The following is a 15,199-nucleotide window of genomic DNA, read 5'->3' as shown; positions in this document are numbered from 1 at the left end:
GCAGGTTATCAGTTACTGCGCATCCAGTTGCTTGCCACGGGTTTCCGGCAGGCTCAATGCCGCGAGAATCACCACCCCGTACGACACCGCAGCGAACGCGCCGATGCCCACGCTCAGCGGCACTGTCTGGCTGAGCAGGCCGATCAGCAGCGGAAACAACGCCGCCAGCGCCCGCCCGATGTTGTAGCAGAAACCCTGCCCGGAACCCCGAATTCGCGTGGGAAACAGCTCGGTGAGAAACGCGCCCATGCCGCTGAAAATCCCCGAGGCAAAGAAGCCCAGTGGAAAGCCCAGCCACAGCATCACGCCATTGCTGACCGGCATCTGCGTGTACAGCAGCACGATGGTGAACGAGCCGACGGCGAACAGGATGAAATTCTTTTTACGCCCCAACAGGTCGGTGAGATAAGCGCTGATCACGTAGCCGACGTAGGAACCGACGATCACCATCGCCAGATAACCGCCGGTGCCAAGCACACTCAAGCCGCGCTCGTTCTTGAGGAATGTCGGCAGCCACGAGGTGATCGCGTAATAGCCGCCCAGTGCCCCGGTGGTCAGCAAGGAAGCGCGGAACGTGGTGAACAGCATGCCGGGAGCGAAGATCTCGTAGAACTTTGCCGGGTTCTCCGGGGTTTGCGCAGCCTTGGCTTCGCGGTAGATCTGCGGGTCTTTCACCAGCCGACGGACGAAGATCACAAAGATCGCCGGCACGATGCCGAGGATGAACAGTGCACGCCACGCGTCTTCGGGTGGCAACAGCGAGAACAACAGCGCATACAGAATCGCCGTCAGGCCCCAGCCCAGGGCCCAGCCGGATTGCACCATGCCCACCGCCTTGCCACGGTCCTTGGCGCGAATCACTTCACCGATCAGCACCGCGCCGGCGGTCCATTCACCGCCGAAGCCGAAGCCCATCAGGGTGCGGGCGATCAACAGCTGTTCGTAGCTCTGGGCGAAACCGCAGAGGAAGGTGAAGAAGGCGAACCACAGCACTGTCAGTTGCAGGGTGCGCACGCGGCCGATGCGGTCGGAGAGAATCCCCGCCACCCAGCCGCCGATGGCCGAGGCGATCAGGGTGCTGGTGTGAATCAGACCGGCCTGCCCGGTGGTGATGCCCCACATGGCGATCAGGGTTGGCACCACAAAGCTGAGCATCTGCGTGTCCATACCGTCCAGGCCATAGCCGATCTTGCAGCTCCAGAAGGTGCGACGCTCTTGCTGATTGATGTTGCGATACCAGTCGAACGGCCCGGGACGGGCCGTACTCTTGGGGAGGTCGAGGGTGTCGGGCGCACGCATGGCAAGTCTCCGCAGGCTTTTATTGGTCTTGTTCGAAGTTCCGACGACGCCTATCGTGGGAACCGGATGCGCCGATTTTTGGGCGCGCCGCCCTGCTGCGTCCAACGAATAAAAACCCGCCTTAGGCATAAGAAAAATTTGTCACCCGAGCCGTTGCCATGAACCTGAAGTTTCTCGAGACCTTTGTCTGGGTCGCCCGGCTGAAGAGTTTTCGCCTGACCGCCGACAAGCTGTTCACCACTCAGGCCTCGATTTCCAGCCGTATCGCGGTGCTCGAAGGCGAGCTGGGGGTGAAGCTGTTTCTGCGTGATTCCCGTGGTGTCAGCCTGACGCCCGAAGGCCTGAAAGTGCTGGATTACGCCGAGCAGATGCTCGACACCATGTCAGCGTTGAAGCAATCGATCGAAACCCGTTCAAGCAAGGTCGGCCGGGTGCGCATTGGCGTGATGGACACGGTGATTCACACCTGGCTCAGCCCGTTGGTGGCGCAGATGACCGACCTGTACCCGCGAGTGGAAATCGAGCTGGTGGCGGATACTTCGCTCAACCTCTGCGATCAGTTGCAAAAAGGCTTTCTCGATCTGATTCTGCAAACCGACCTGGTGCGCCACGAGAGCGTGCGCAGCCTGGAACTGGCCAGCCATCCGCTGGGCTGGATCGTCGCGAGCAATTCGATCTACAACCGCAACTACACCGACCTTGGCGAGCTGGCGCAGGAACGGATCATCACCTACTCGAAAAACTCCCGACCGCACCAGGACCTGCTGGCGCTGATGCAGGCCAACGGCGTGCTGGCGCCACGCTTGAACTGCGTGAACTCGGTGTCGGCGATTACCCGGTTGCTGCGCGATGGCTTTGGCATCGGTGTGCTGCCGCCAGTGCTGGTGGCGGAAGAGCTGGCCCGGGGTGAGCTGATTTTGCTCGACATCGACCAGCGGCCACCGAACTTGCAGGTGGTGGTGTCGTGGCGAGTTGGCGTGGAATGGGTCGAAGAGATTGTGACGCTGTGTCAGCAGGTGCTGGGGGAATATGCACGCAAGGTCGGTGAAAATTACATCACGCTCGCCGACTGATACTGGTAGTGAGGGGATTTATCCCCTCACCCCATAGGTGGCGCAAGCCTTAAAGACCACGCACGTCGCGGTCTTCAATTGGCCGGCTCTGACGCAAACGTCGGCCGCCCAGCACCACCCAGTCAATCAGACGAATCAGGCACTCGATGCCGAACGACAGCAGCAACGCGCCGCTAATGCCCCAGATCATCGCTTGCGGAGTCAGCAGAATCTGATAGCTGTAGCCGTTCCAGGTTTCCTGGCGAATGTCCGGATCAGCGGCCAGCACCACTTGCAGGAAGCGGATGTACCACGGGCCCTGCATGGCCTGGAACTGTTTATCCAGCGCAATCTGCCGGTTGAGCAAGGTGCTCAGGCTGTCGGCATCGCTGCGAAACACCGGGTCGTCGCTGGCGCGGTAATGCGCGACCAACGCCTGCAAGTCGCCCTTGAAGAACTGCTCGGCCGTGCCCTGGAAGCCACGCAGACCGGTCTGTGCTTCGATCAGGTGGGCTTCGACGCGTTTGGCGTAATCGTTGATGAAACCCGGCACTTGGACACCGATCAACAGGCCCGCCGCAAACAACACCAGCCGTAGATAACTGAGCAACATCGAGGAGAGATCCTTTATTCGGTCGTGCCCTGGCTGACGCATTCGCCGCGTCGCCACAGGCTCCATTGGCCCGGTTCGTAACGGGTCCAGGTTTCATTTTCGGTCAAAGGCTCGGTGGCGATCACCGTGACCACGTCGTTGGGCGTGGTTTCCGCCTGGAAATCGACGATCACATCGACATCTTTCAGCCGCGCCGGGCCGAACGGTGCGCGCCGGGTGATCTGTGCCAGTTTGGTCGAGCAATAGCAGAACAGCCAGTCGCCATCGCTGAGCAGGCAGTTGAATACGCCTTTGCTGCGATATTCGGCGCAGGCGGCGACCAGATCCGGCAGCAGCACCTCTATATCGACCGGTTCCGGGAAGGCTGCACGCACACGGTTGAGCAAATCGCAGAATGCCGCTTCGCTGTCGGTGTCACCCACAGGGCGGTAGAAACTCTTGATCGGGGTGAAATCGGCGAGCTGACCATTGTGCGCAAAACACCAGTTGCGCCCCCACAGTTCGCGCACAAACGGATGGGTGTTGGACAGACAGACCTTGCCGACGTTGGCCTGGCGGATATGGCCGATGACCACTTCGCTCTTGATCGGATAGCGCTGCACCAGATTGGCGACTTCTGACTCGCTGCTGGCGGCCGGGTCCTGAAACAGGCGCAAGCCGCGACCTTCATAGAAAGCGATGCCCCAGCCGTCGCGATGCGGGCCGGTACGCCCGCCGCGCTGCATCAGACCGGTGAAGCTGAACACGATATCGGTCGGCACGTTGGCACTCATGCCCAGTAATTCACACATGTGCGGACTCTCGGGATTACAGACGCGGCTCGACCCGCATGCGCTGCGGATTGTTCGGCAACGGCGGACGACCGTAGCGGTCATCACCGGCACCGCCGAACGGCTGATCGTCGTCGCGATCATCGGCACGGGCTGCGGCCTTGGCGGCCTCGGCCTGCGCGCGACGGGCGCGGGAGGCGCGTTCGATCGGGAAGCGGATCAACACAAAGATCAGGTAAATGCCGAACGCGATCATGCCGTACATGAACAGGTCGGAAATCGCCCGCCAGGCGTTGTTGCCGACCTTGAAAGCCAGGTCCAGCGCGGTGATGGCGATCGACGGCGCGACCTTGGCCTTCACCGGGTCAATGATGGTCGGGCTGAACAGCAACACTGCCATCAGCACCCGCAGCGGTTCACGCAGCCAGCGCCACATCCAGCGGGTCAGGCGCATCCATACCAACAGGCAGCCTACAGCGGCAAAGGCGTAGAGGCCCCAGGCGATCAGATAGTCGTTCTCGGTCATGGTGTCCATGGCAAGGCAGGCAAAGAGGCGCTTATAGTAACGACTTTTCGCCCGCCAGGCTTGTCCCAATGCCAGACGGCCAGCTGCCATCCCTGTGGGAGCCGGCTTGCTCGCGAAAGCGCTGTCTCAGCCAAATAAATATTTACTGACAGGACGCCTTCGCGAGCAAGCCCGCGCCCACAGGATCTACAGTGGTTTCACGAGCGGCGACCACCATTTCCGAACATTGTCCGAGAGCCTTCCATGCCCCAATCCGCCAACGTCAGCAGCGCCCCGATCGCCCACAAGGCTGCCGGTGCCGACCCGTATGCCTGGCTGCAGGAACGCGACACCGATGCGGTGCTCGACTACCTCAAGGCCGAAAACGCTTATCAGGAAGCGCAAACCGCTGATCAGGCCTCCCTGCGCGAAAGCCTGTTCGAAGAGATCAAGGGCCGGATCCTCGAAACCGACCTGTCCCTGCCCTCGCCGTGGGGTCCGTACCTGTATTACACGCGCACCACCGCTGGCGACGAATACGCCCGCCATTACCGCTGCCCGCGTCCCGCCGACGACAGCCTGACCCTCGACGAGAGCCGCGAGCAATTGCTGCTCGACCCGAACGTGCTGGCCAACGGCGGCTTTTTCTCCCTCGGCGCGTTCAGCATCAGTCCCGACCACCAGCGTCTGGCCTACAGTGTCGACGCCTCGGGTGATGAGATCTACACGCTGTTCGTCAAGGAACTGGCCAGCGACAAGGTCAGCGAACTGGAGTTCGAGGACTGCGACGGCAGCATGACCTGGGCCAACGACAGTCTGACGCTGTTTTTTGGCGTGCTCGACGACACTCACCGCCCGCACAAACTGTTTCGCTACCGCCTCGACGGCACCGCGGCCGAAGAGGTGTTCCACGAGCCGGACGGGCGTTTCTTCCTGCATTGCTACCGCGCAAGCTCCGAGCAGCAGTTGCTGCTGACCCTGGGCAGCAAGACCACCAGTGAGGTCTGGGCGCTGGATGCCCATCAGCCGCATCTGCCCTTCACCTGCCTGGCGCCACGGGTCGAGGATCACGAATACGACGTCGACCACGGCATGCTCGATGGCGCGTGGACATGGTTCATTCGCACCAACCGCGACGGCATCAACTTCGCCCTGTACCAGGCACCGGACAGCGGCGTCGCGCCGAGTGAAGCCGACTGGCAGAACCTGATCCCGCACAGCGACACGGTGATGCTCGACGGCGTGACCCTCAACGCCGAGGCCATGACCCTGAGCCTGCGCGAAGGTGGCTTGCCGGTCATCGAGGTTCACCCGCAAGGCCTGACGCCGTATCGCGTGCAATTGCCGGATGCGGCCTATAGCCTCTATGTGCAAAACAGCCTGGAGTTCGAGAGCGACCGCATCCGTCTGCGCTACGAAGCGTTGAACCGTCCGGCGCAGGTGCGCCAGTTGAGGCTGGCCACCGGCGAGCAAACCGTCCTGAAAGAGACCCCGGTGCTTGGCCCGTTCGACGCCGACGCCTACGTCAGCCAACGCCTGTGGGCCACCGCACCGGACGGCACGCAGGTGCCGATCAGCCTAGTGATGAAACGCGAAATGGTCGGCAAAGCGGTGCCGCTGTACTTGTACGGTTACGGCGCTTACGGTTCCAGCCTCGACCCGTGGTTCTCCCACGCACGCCTGAGCCTGCTGGATCGCGGCATGGCCTTCGCCATCGCCCACGTGCGTGGCGGCGGTGAGCTGGGCGAGGCCTGGTATCGCGCCGGCAAGCAGGAACACAAGCACAACACCTTCAGCGACTTCATTGCCTGCGCCGAATTCCTGATCCTCAACGGCATCACTACGCCCGAGCAGCTGGCAATCAGCGGCGGCAGCGCCGGGGGCCTGCTGATCGGCGCGGTGCTCAACCAGCGCCCGGACCTGTTCGGCGTGGCGATTGCCGAAGTGCCGTTCGTCGACGTGCTCAACACCATGCTCGACCCGGACCTGCCGCTGACCGTCACCGAATATGACGAGTGGGGCAATCCCGAAGAGCCGCAGGTTTATGAGCGGATCAAGGCCTATGCGCCGTACGAAAACGTCACCGCGCAGGCCTATCCGGCGACGCTGGTGATCGCCGGCTACAACGACAGCCGCGTGCAGTACTGGGAAGCGGCCAAGTGGGTGGCGAAACTGCGTGCGACCAAAACCGACGACAACCTGCTGCTGCTCAAGACCGAACTGGGTGCCGGACACGGCGGGATGAGCGGGCGTTATCAGGGATTACGTGACGTAGCGCTCGAATATGCATTTGTATTCAAGGTTTTGGGGCTGGCCTGAGGAACTCCGTCGGTCACTTGGGTCTTAATTCCAGACCCCGGTGGTCGATACACCACAGATCCCCTTTGTGGGAGCGGGCTTGCTCGCGAAGGCGCCCGGTCAGTCAAGACTGATATTGGCTGACCCACCGCCTTCGCGAGCACGCCCGCTCCCACAACGGTCCGTGTAGTGCCTGAAAACCGTGAAAACAAAAAGATTGCAATGACATGTCAGAACCAACCCTACTGAACAACGAAATCCGCGACTGGCTGATGGACTGCGGCCTGTTCGACCAATTGCAACTGGCGGACTTTGCCGCGGCCTCGGGCTATTTCAGCATCAGCACCGTGGCAGAAGGCGAAGCGATTTTCCGCGAGGGCGATGCCGGCAGCTTCATGTGCATCATCCACACCGGCCAGGTGGCCGTGCAGAAAACCGGCAGCGATGGCCAGGTAGTGACCATGGCCATCCTGCGCAGCGGTCGGGCGTTCGGCGAAATGGCCGTGCTCGATGGCGAACGGCGCTCGGCCACCTGTATCGCCGCGAGCAACTGCCAACTGCTTAACCTGGGCAAGGACTCGCTGGAAAAAATGCTCAACGACGCGCCGAAGATCGCCGCGAAGATCATCCGCGCCCTCGCTGTCTCCCTGTCCAAACGCCTGCGCATGGCCGACGGCCAACTGGCGGCGCAGCAGATCTAGCCGCCGGGGGATTTGGCCTTGGTGCCGCTCGGTTCGACACCCGGTACCGGTTGATCCTTGCTTGGCGGGCTGGGCATTTCGATCGGCACCAGCGGCGGACTGCCACTGCCCGCACCTGACTTGGGAATGCTGATCGGGGTGATTTGCGGATACGGCGTCGGCGTTGCGGTACCGGGCGACCCGGGTTGCGGCGTCGGGCTGACCGGAATGGTCTGCTGCGCCTGCACTGCAGTAATCGTGAGCGCGGCCAGGGCAATGACCGTTAGAATGGTGCGCTTCATCAAGGGCTCCGTTTGGCCTCTAGTCTGCGCTCAGGCTACTCCCAACGGGCCTGCTTGCCTTCCCCCTTGTAGAGATTTCCATGAAACGTTTCGTTCTGCTCGACACCACGCCGATCCCTGACAACGGTGGCGCCCTGTGCCTGTTCGAGTATGGCGAGGATTTCGTCATCAAGATCCAGGGCGGCGACGGCGGGCAATTGATGAACACGCGCATGCACGGTTCCGAAGATGCGCTGGCCGAAATTCCATGCCGCAAGGTCGCCGGACGGCCGAATTCGCGGGTACTGATCGGCGGTTTGGGCATGGGCTTCACCCTCGCTTCGGCGCTCAAGCACTTGGGCAAGAGCGCCGAAGTGGTGGTCGCCGAACTGGTGCCCGGCGTGGTGGAATGGAACCGAGGGGCGCTGGGTGAAAAGTCCGGTCGGCCGCTGCTCGATCCACGCACGGTGATCCGTCAGGACGACGTGGCCAAGGTGCTGCAAAGCGAGCCGAATGGCTTCGACGCGATCATGCTCGACGTCGACAACGGTCCCGAAGGCCTGACGCAGAAGGCCAACAGCTGGCTGTATTCGGCTGCCGGGCTCAACGCCTGCGCCAAGGCCCTGCGGCCCAAAGGCGTGCTGGCGGTGTGGTCGGCCAGCGCTGACCGGCAGTTTTCCGACAAATTGAAGAAGGCTGGTTTCAAGGCTGAAGAAGTCCAGGTTTTCGCCCACGGCAACAAGGGCACCCGCCATACGATCTGGATTGCCGAGAAGCTCAAGGGCTGAGCTAAACTGGCGTCATAACCGTCATTAGTCTTTTTTACAAAGGTGAACCCATGAGTTCGTCCACCCCGACCAACACGTCGAAGCTCGATCGCATCCTTGCCGACAACCAGCGCGACAAGGAAATGGGCTACCGCGACAAGGCCCTGAAGATGTACCCGCACGTGTGTGGCCGCTGCGCCCGTGAGTTCTCCGGCAAGCGCCTGAGCGAACTGACCGTGCACCACCGCGACCACAACCACGACAACAATCCGCAGGACGGCTCGAACTGGGAGCTGTTGTGCCTGTACTGCCACGACAACGAACACTCGCGCTACACCGACCAGCAGTATTTTGGTGACGGCTCACTGAGCACGCCGAAGATTGCCAAGGCAACGCATAACCCGTTTGCCGCCCTCGCCGGGCTTATGAAGAAAGAAGACTGAAGATCTTCAGCGCCTGAACTGGCCCCTTCGCGAGCAGGCTCGCTCCCACAGGATCCTCTGACGACCGAGACCTCTGTGGGAGCGGGCTTGCTCGCGAAGAGGCCAGAACAGCCACCACAAGTCCTGAATCTGCCCGCCCTCCCCCAATCCCCGTATAATCGCCCTCTTTTTCCCGAAGGCACCCCGCTCGTGGCAGACAAACGTTACAGCTGCATTGGTTTGTACAACCCCAAGTCACCGGAGAACGTCGGTTCGGTGATGCGCGCCGCAGGCTGTTACGGCGTGGCGTCGGTGTTCTACACCGGCAAGCGTTATGAACGCGCCGCCGACTTCGTCACCGACACCAAGCGCGTGCACTACGACATCCCGCTGATCGGCATCGACGACCTGAAGAAGATCCTCCCGCTCAACTGCGTACCGGTTGCTGTGGAACTGGTCGAAGGCGCCCGTCCGCTGCCTGAATACACCCACCCGGACCGCGCGCTGTACATCTTCGGCCCGGAAGACGGCTCGCTGGACAAAGAGATCCGCGACTGGTGCGAAGACGTCGTGTACATCCCGACCACCGGCTGCATGAACCTCGCTGCCACGGTCAACGTCGTACTCTACGACCGCATGGCCAAGGGGCTGAACACCCGCTCGGGGCCGAAGTTCCGCTGAAACGTCGCACATCCGATGGAACGAGCCGGCCGTTGCGGCAGTCAGCTTATCTATCTATTGCACATTGCCTGGGAGACAGATCATGACCGAGCTCAAACGCGTCCAACGTATCGAATCCACCCCGTTCCAGAGCCGTTCCGAACAGAACGTCGAAGGCTGGGAGCGCATCGGATCCCTGGCCGGTGGCGTGATCATGGTCGGCAAGGGCCTGCGCCGTGGCGGTGTGTTCGGCCTGCTTCAGGTGGCGATTGGCGGTGTGGCGATGGCCCGTGGCATCACCGGACACAGCTCGGTGAAAAGCCTGCTGGAGAAAAGCCGTCAGGACATGAACAATGTGCGGGCGAAGATCGAGCGCGCCGGTGAAGAGTTGAGCAAGCTGAAGGCCAATGCCGAGGCGGCGACCAGCACCGCGACGGTGACTGGCAATGATTCGGTGAAATCGCCCAAAGCCGGGGTTTGAGCCTGAACTTGCAGTGAGGCTACCGGCCTCTTCGCGAGCAAGCCCGCTCCCACAGTTTGAAATACATTTCCCTGTGGGAGCGGGCTTGCTCGCGAAGGCGGTATCACTGCAGTAACGCGCTATCAAGAACCTTGGAGGGCTCGCCCAGAACGCTCTCGGCCAGTTGCACAAACGCCTTGGTACTCACCGTCCCCAAATGCATCGCTGCGCGCAGCACATCATCCAGCGAGCGCTTGTTCCGCGTCTTCAGGCGAATCTCGCGATCCAGCTCCTGCAGCACAACCACCGCTTTTGACATCTGCGCCGGGCTGAGCTGCTCGCCGCGCAAGGTCGTGACTTTCTGACTGTCCCTGGTCAGCTTCGCCTGCAACGCCTGATAACGCTCATCGCTCATGCCCCCGGCACGACGCACCAGCTCGATGGCGTAATACTCGGCAAAGCCTTCGCTGATCCAGTCGCTGCGCTGCTCGTCGTTGATCCGTCCGAACACCTGCGCCAGCTCGCGCACCAGCGCACTGCTGCCGCTTTCGCTGACCAGCGGCAAACGCGTGTTGAGATAAATCGATTCATGCGCACCGAGACTGCCGCGCCACATCGGATCATTGGCGCCGACGATCAACAGTTTGCCTGGATGCCGTGGGTACACAGCCTGTACCTGCGGCCAGATGAACGTCAGCAACGTCAACACATCCATGCGACGCATGCCCTGCCCTTGCGGCGAGGCCACAGTGACTTCGGTTTCGCCCAGGCGCGTGCGGCGACTGCCGAGGTGGCCGGCCAGCATCCAGCCGGTCGGCCGATCGAACAGGCGTGAAGGGTTGTCGATGCGGAATTTGTTCTTGCCGATGCGCGGCCAGGCGGTTTCGACGCTTTGCCAGCCGTTGGGCAGTTCGAATTGCAGACGCGACACCAACTCGACGCCATCCTGCTGATCGAGTTTGGCCGGCGGTACCAGATCATCACCGCGCAGCAGTGCCCAGTTCGGGGTCATGCGCGTGTCGAAGCTGCCGCTCTTGCGCCCGTGGCTGAGGGTGACGCGATAGGTCAGGCTGGCCTTGTCGCCCGTCGGACGCCAGAGGCCACGGGCCTGCTTGCCCGGGGTCAGCTGCCATTGGCCATCGGCTTTGAAGTCGCTGTAATGGCTGCCATCACCGAGGTCGAAGTCGAGGCTGCGCACCGCTTCGCCTTTGGCCAGGGTCAGGCGCACCTCGGCCTGATCGCTTTGCGGCAACAGACGCACGTGGTAGTCCAGATCGACCTTCTTTGCCGCCCACACCGGCGCGCTCAACGCCAGCAGGCCAATGCCGAGCGCCCGCCGCAATCCCACAGCCATACACACTCCTTGCTTGCGCTGGTGAGTGCTGCGCACTCAATCGGGAGTAAGCTCCCTCGCCACAGATTTACAGATTAACCGGCGCGGAAAATCAGGTGATCTTCCCAGTCGTCTTCCGGCACGCTGCCTTCGGCGAGCATGCGCCCGGACTGGGAAATCCGTTCGTGGTGCACGGCGTCACGGTCGCCGCACACCAGGTGGTGCCACAGCGGTAGATCCTTGCCTTCGCTGACCAGTCGGTAACCGCAGGTCGGCGGCAGCCATTTGAATTCTTCGGCCTGGCCCGGGGTGAGCTGGATGCAGTCCGGGACAAACTTGATGCGGTTCGGGTAATCGCTGCACTGGCAGGTTTTCAGGTCCAGCAGTTTGCAGGCGATGCGCGTGTAATAGACGCTGTTGTCTTCTTCATCTTCGAGTTTCTGCAGGCAGCACAGACCGCAGCCGTCGCACAGCGATTCCCATTCCTCGTGATCCAGTTGATCGAGGGTTTTGCGTATCCAGAACGGTTCGACTTTGGCGGCCATGGCTCAAGCATCAACATCAGGTGGTGAAAAGGCCGCCAGTCTAGTGCCCCAGACCGTGCGGGCCAAGCGCTGGCGACTGCCGGTTGCGCAACGCTTGTCAGTTTCGATGCCGGCGCGTAGCTTTGCCTGTCGCAAGGAGCCTTGCCCGGAAGCCATTGACGCTCGACCGCGTTGCATTCCGGTGAACACCAAAGGCTCGGAAAATCCCATCGTTCAGCGCAACTGATCCCGCCGGGTTTTCATTCGACTCTCTGACTCAAATACAGCAAGGAATCTTCGATGAGTGCCAACCCTCGCGTTGCCGATTACGCCATTCACCCGCAGTTCACCGATCGCTGGTCGCCCCGCGCCTTCACGGGCGAAGCGATCCCGGAAGAAACCCTGCTGAGCTTCTTCGAGGCCGCGCGCTGGGCGCCGTCTGCGTACAACTCGCAGCCGTGGCGCTTCCTGTATGCGCGTCGTGACACGCCGAGCTGGGAGCGTTATCTGGGCCTGCTCAACGAGTTCAACCGCAGTTGGGCGCAACACGCCTCGGCGCTGGTGATCGTGATTTCGAAAACCACCTTCACCGCACCGGGCGCGACGGAAGAAACCCCGGCGCTGTGGCACACCTTCGACACTGGTTCGGCGTGGGGCCATCTGGCGCTGCAAGCGAGCATCAGCGGCTGGCACACTCACGGCATGGCCGGTTTCGATCAGGAACTGACCCGCAAGGAGCTGAACATCCCTGAAGGTTATGCGCTGCACGCAGCCGTCGCCGTCGGCAAGCTGGGCGACAAGGCAACCCTGGCCGAATACCTGCAGGCCCGTGAAGAACCGAGTTCGCGTCGTCCGCTGAACGAACTGGCGGCTGAAGGCGACTTCACCCTTTAAGCCATCACCAAAAACAATGTGGGAGCGAGCCTGCTCGCGAAAGCGCTGTGTCAATCAACATTGATGTCGACTGACACGCCCTCTTCGCGAGCAGGCTCGCTCCCACAGTTTGTAGTGCGCTGACTCAGTAACCGCGTGCGAAATCCACTTCCCCGCGCAATGCTTCACCCGCCTGATACGCTTTCAGGTTCTCGACAAACAGCTGCACCATCAACGCCGGCGACGTCGGTGCCGAGCTGTGTCCGGTCAGCAGCAAGCCCCAGGCCGTCCAGAACGGATGACGTTGCGGCAACGGCTCCTGACGGCAGACGTCGATTACCGCGCCGGCCAGATGCCCTTCCTTCAAGGCTTCAACCAGATCGGCATCCACTACCGCCACGCCGCGCCCGACGTTGATGAACAACCCGGTCGGCTTGAATTGCTTGAACAGCGCCGCGTCGTAGATATCGTGGGTGTGCTCGGTGTTCGGCAGCAGGTTGACCACGTAATCGACCTCGCCCACCAGCCGTGGCATATCCGCCATCGAACCGACCTCGACGAACGGCGCCTGCTCGCGAGCGCTGCTGGCGATGCCGTACAACTCGACGCCGAACGGCAGCAGGAACTGCGCCACGCTCTGGCCAATATCGCCGGTACCGACGATCAGCACCTTGCGTCCGACCAGGCTCTGGCCGGTGCGGTTGTCCCACTTGCGCTCGACCTGGCTGACCAGGCGCGCCAGCACTTCACGCTCGTGACCGAGCATGTAGGTCAGTACGTATTCGGCCATCACCTGACCGAAGATACCCACCGCGCGGGTCAATCGGTAGTCGCGGCGCAAACCGTCGGCGAGCAACGGCGTGATGCCAGCCCAGGTCGATTGCAGCCATTGCGGTTGGTGGCCCTGACGCAACAAGGTCGCCAGCAGGTCCGGCTGCCCCAGCCACACCGGGCAATCGGCAGCCTGACGGGCCAGTTCGGCGGAGTCGCCGCTGGTCAGTACTTCAAGTTCGGGGGCCGCCAGACGCAGCAGCCGGGCGTACACCGCGTGGTCGTGTTCAGCAATCAGAACGCGCATCTTCAAACCTTTCGCAAACCGTGCAGGCAACCGCCGAGGGAGTCACGCTCCTTCGTGGCGGTCGTCGCCGTAAAATCAGTTCCAGAGTGGCAAGAGGCCCAGAACAGGGCCTCGCAGATCAGACCGGGTCGTTGCGTCGCAGCAATTCTTCGGGCAGGTGTTCGATGTACTCGTCCTCGGCCGGCGGCATCTGCAGGTGATAGCCCTGCTTTTCGAGGTTTTCCAGAACCACGACGATGTCCTCGCTGGCCAGCTTACGCTCGGGCGAGAGCACCAGATCGAACGAATGTTTCGGTTTGCCGAAGGCCAGCATCAGCGCTTCCGGCACCCGCTCAAGCGCGTCACTTTTGAGCACGTAAAGATACATGCCGCTGCGCTTGGAGCTTTGGTAGATGGAACAAATACGTTTCAAGGCTGTTCTCCGGCGGTGGCCAGGCTGTCGAGCAGCTTCTGACCCATGAGTTCGCGGCGCCAGCCACGCAGCGACTCAGGCAATTGATAAGGTCCCTCGGGGAAGCCGCTTTTGACCAGTGCTTCGAGGGTTTTCTTGCGTAGCATCAGTTCCGGCGCGATACCCAGACGCTCGGCTTCGACCTGGCCGAGGGCACGCAGTTGCTTGATCAACGCAGCGGCCTCGACCGGCAATGGCTCCGGCACTGCTGGCGGCCATTGATCAGGCCCCACACTGCCAGAGCGCTTGATCAGATCAAGCAGAAACTGGCCGTCCTGACGCACGGTACGTGGGTGCATGTCTTCGATTTTGCCCAGCGCCGCGAGGTTGTCCGGTTGCGTGCGGGCCAGCGGCCACAGCGAATGCTCGCGAACAATACGGTTGCGCGGCAGATCACGGGCGCGGGCTTCTTTTTCCCGCCAGGCGCACAGCTCACGCAGCACCGCCAATTGCGCACGGGACAGTTTCCACGCCAGCTTGGCTTCGCGATAGACCTCGTACGGATCGGTTTCGCGGCGCAGGTTGGCTACCAGTTCGGCACCGTCCTCCAGCACCCAGGCGAATTTGTCGTCAGACAGTTTCGGCCGCAGTTGTACGAAAACCTCCGCCAGATGCACCGCATCTTCAGCGGCGTAGCTGATCTGCGTGTCGGACAACGGGCGCTGCAACCAATCGGAACGGGTTTCGCCCTTCGGCAGCTCGATGCCGAGCACTTCCTGCACCAGACGCGAATAGCCCATCGAGAACCCGAGGTTCAGGTAGGCCGCCGCCAGCTGCGTGTCGAACAACGGCGCCGGCAGGCTGCCGGTCAGACGCAGCAGCACTTCGAGGTCTTCACTGCAGGCATGCAGGACTTTGAGCACCGCCGGGTTTTCCAGCAACGCCGCCAGCGGTTGCCAGGCGTCGATGGTCAGCGGGTCGATCAGGTAGGCGCGTTTGCCGTCGCCTACCTGCAACAGGCCGGCAATCGGGTAGAAGGTGTCGACCCGCATGAATTCGGTGTCGAGGGCAACGAACGGCAGCTGCTGCCACTCGGCGCAAAACTGCGCGAGGCTATCGTTGTCGCGAATCCAGTGAATATCGATGGCCACACGGCTCTCCCTTGAAGAATGGCGCGCAGTATATATCGCCGC

At 61.9% G+C, this 15,199-nt stretch carries 18 protein-coding genes; 8 read left to right on the top strand and 10 right to left on the bottom strand.

What is annotated here, in order from left to right:
* Positions 1-12 precede the first annotated feature (12 nt).
* Positions 13-1,299, bottom strand: coding sequence for an MFS transporter (locus tag AC1UK9_RS07450; RefSeq protein WP_025110632.1), 1,287 nt, complete (start codon positions 1,297-1,299; stop codon positions 13-15).
* 158 nt (positions 1,300-1,457) lie between these two features.
* Here AC1UK9_RS07450 and AC1UK9_RS07445 point away from each other — a divergent pair, with 158 nt between their 5' ends.
* Positions 1,458-2,372, top strand: coding sequence for a LysR family transcriptional regulator (locus AC1UK9_RS07445; protein ID WP_025110633.1), 915 nt, complete (start codon positions 1,458-1,460; stop codon positions 2,370-2,372).
* Between the two features lie 49 nt (positions 2,373-2,421).
* Here AC1UK9_RS07445 and AC1UK9_RS07440 read toward each other — a convergent pair whose 3' ends face one another.
* Genes AC1UK9_RS07440 through AC1UK9_RS07430 form a run of 3 tightly spaced genes read right to left on the bottom strand, consistent with a single transcriptional unit; the run spans position 2,422 to position 4,269 of the window.
* Positions 2,422-2,964, bottom strand: a complete 543-nt coding sequence (locus tag AC1UK9_RS07440) for a DUF2937 family protein (protein ID WP_482579779.1) — start codon at positions 2,962-2,964, stop codon at positions 2,422-2,424.
* Positions 2,965-2,978: 14 nt separating this feature from the next.
* Positions 2,979-3,755 (bottom strand): class II glutamine amidotransferase, encoded by a 777-nt coding sequence (locus AC1UK9_RS07435; RefSeq protein ID WP_025110635.1) that lies wholly within the window; start codon positions 3,753-3,755, stop codon positions 2,979-2,981.
* Positions 3,756-3,771: 16 nt separating this feature from the next.
* Complete coding sequence (locus tag AC1UK9_RS07430; RefSeq protein WP_025110636.1) at positions 3,772-4,269, bottom strand: hypothetical protein; 498 nt, start codon at positions 4,267-4,269, stop codon at positions 3,772-3,774.
* A gap of 234 nt (positions 4,270-4,503) precedes the next feature.
* Here AC1UK9_RS07430 and AC1UK9_RS07425 point away from each other — a divergent pair, with 234 nt between their 5' ends.
* Together AC1UK9_RS07425 and AC1UK9_RS07420 are read left to right on the top strand one after the other, a co-directional pair.
* A complete protein-coding gene (locus tag AC1UK9_RS07425; RefSeq protein ID WP_482579778.1) occupies positions 4,504-6,558 on the top strand; it encodes a S9 family peptidase in 2,055 nt (684 codons plus the stop codon).
* 206 nt (positions 6,559-6,764) lie between these two features.
* Positions 6,765-7,238, top strand: coding sequence for a cyclic nucleotide-binding domain-containing protein (locus AC1UK9_RS07420; protein ID WP_025110638.1), 474 nt, complete (start codon positions 6,765-6,767; stop codon positions 7,236-7,238).
* Here AC1UK9_RS07420 and AC1UK9_RS07415 read toward each other — a convergent pair.
* Entirely contained in the window at positions 7,235-7,519 is a 285-nt protein-coding gene (locus tag AC1UK9_RS07415; RefSeq protein WP_025110639.1) for a hypothetical protein, read from the bottom strand. The genes AC1UK9_RS07420 and AC1UK9_RS07415 overlap by 4 nt on opposite strands.
* Before the next feature lie 80 nt (positions 7,520-7,599).
* Here AC1UK9_RS07415 and AC1UK9_RS07410 point away from each other — a divergent pair, with 80 nt between their 5' ends.
* From AC1UK9_RS07410 to AC1UK9_RS07395, 4 genes are all read left to right on the top strand, one after another.
* The gene (locus AC1UK9_RS07410; protein ID WP_025110640.1) at positions 7,600-8,286 is read left to right on the top strand and encodes a spermidine synthase; all 687 of its coding nucleotides are present in this window, start codon (positions 7,600-7,602) and stop codon (positions 8,284-8,286) included.
* A gap of 50 nt (positions 8,287-8,336) precedes the next feature.
* Entirely contained in the window at positions 8,337-8,708 is a 372-nt protein-coding gene (locus AC1UK9_RS07405; RefSeq protein WP_003222612.1) for a YajD family HNH nuclease, read from the top strand.
* A gap of 189 nt (positions 8,709-8,897) precedes the next feature.
* Positions 8,898-9,368 (top strand): RNA methyltransferase, encoded by a 471-nt coding sequence (locus tag AC1UK9_RS07400; protein WP_007911337.1) that lies wholly within the window; start codon positions 8,898-8,900, stop codon positions 9,366-9,368.
* A gap of 82 nt (positions 9,369-9,450) precedes the next feature.
* Positions 9,451-9,828 (top strand): YgaP family membrane protein, encoded by a 378-nt coding sequence (locus AC1UK9_RS07395; RefSeq protein WP_025110641.1) that lies wholly within the window; start codon positions 9,451-9,453, stop codon positions 9,826-9,828.
* A 103-nt stretch (positions 9,829-9,931) separates the two neighbouring features.
* Here AC1UK9_RS07395 and AC1UK9_RS07390 read toward each other — a convergent pair whose 3' ends face one another.
* Both AC1UK9_RS07390 and AC1UK9_RS07385 read right to left on the bottom strand, forming a co-directional pair.
* The gene (locus tag AC1UK9_RS07390) at positions 9,932-11,161 is read right to left on the bottom strand and encodes a hypothetical protein (protein ID WP_025110642.1); all 1,230 of its coding nucleotides are present in this window, start codon (positions 11,159-11,161) and stop codon (positions 9,932-9,934) included.
* A 74-nt stretch (positions 11,162-11,235) separates the two neighbouring features.
* Positions 11,236-11,685, bottom strand: a complete 450-nt coding sequence (locus tag AC1UK9_RS07385; protein ID WP_025110643.1) for a YcgN family cysteine cluster protein — start codon at positions 11,683-11,685, stop codon at positions 11,236-11,238.
* Between the two features lie 279 nt (positions 11,686-11,964).
* Here AC1UK9_RS07385 and AC1UK9_RS07380 point away from each other — a divergent pair, with 279 nt between their 5' ends.
* Positions 11,965-12,558, top strand: coding sequence for a nitroreductase family protein (locus AC1UK9_RS07380; RefSeq protein ID WP_025110644.1), 594 nt, complete (start codon positions 11,965-11,967; stop codon positions 12,556-12,558).
* 124 nt (positions 12,559-12,682) lie between these two features.
* Here AC1UK9_RS07380 and AC1UK9_RS07375 read toward each other — a convergent pair whose 3' ends face one another.
* The 3 genes from AC1UK9_RS07375 to rnd form a co-directional block, all read right to left on the bottom strand.
* Complete coding sequence (locus tag AC1UK9_RS07375; protein ID WP_482579777.1) at positions 12,683-13,615, bottom strand: D-2-hydroxyacid dehydrogenase; 933 nt, start codon at positions 13,613-13,615, stop codon at positions 12,683-12,685.
* 118 nt (positions 13,616-13,733) lie between these two features.
* On the bottom strand, positions 13,734-14,027 hold the full coding sequence (locus AC1UK9_RS07370; RefSeq protein WP_025110646.1) for a YcgL domain-containing protein: 294 nt from the start codon (positions 14,025-14,027) through the stop codon (positions 13,734-13,736).
* Entirely contained in the window at positions 14,024-15,157 is a 1,134-nt protein-coding gene (gene rnd, locus AC1UK9_RS07365) for a ribonuclease D (RefSeq protein ID WP_025110647.1), read from the bottom strand. The genes AC1UK9_RS07370 and rnd overlap by 4 nt, the downstream gene beginning before the upstream one ends.
* Positions 15,158-15,199: the final 42 nt, after the last annotated feature.

It is taken from the genome of Pseudomonas sp. AK-TSAG1-1 (assembly GCF_056821665.1).
The sequence above is the reverse complement of the archived record's forward strand: the minus strand, read 5'-3'. Positions and strand labels throughout refer to the sequence as shown.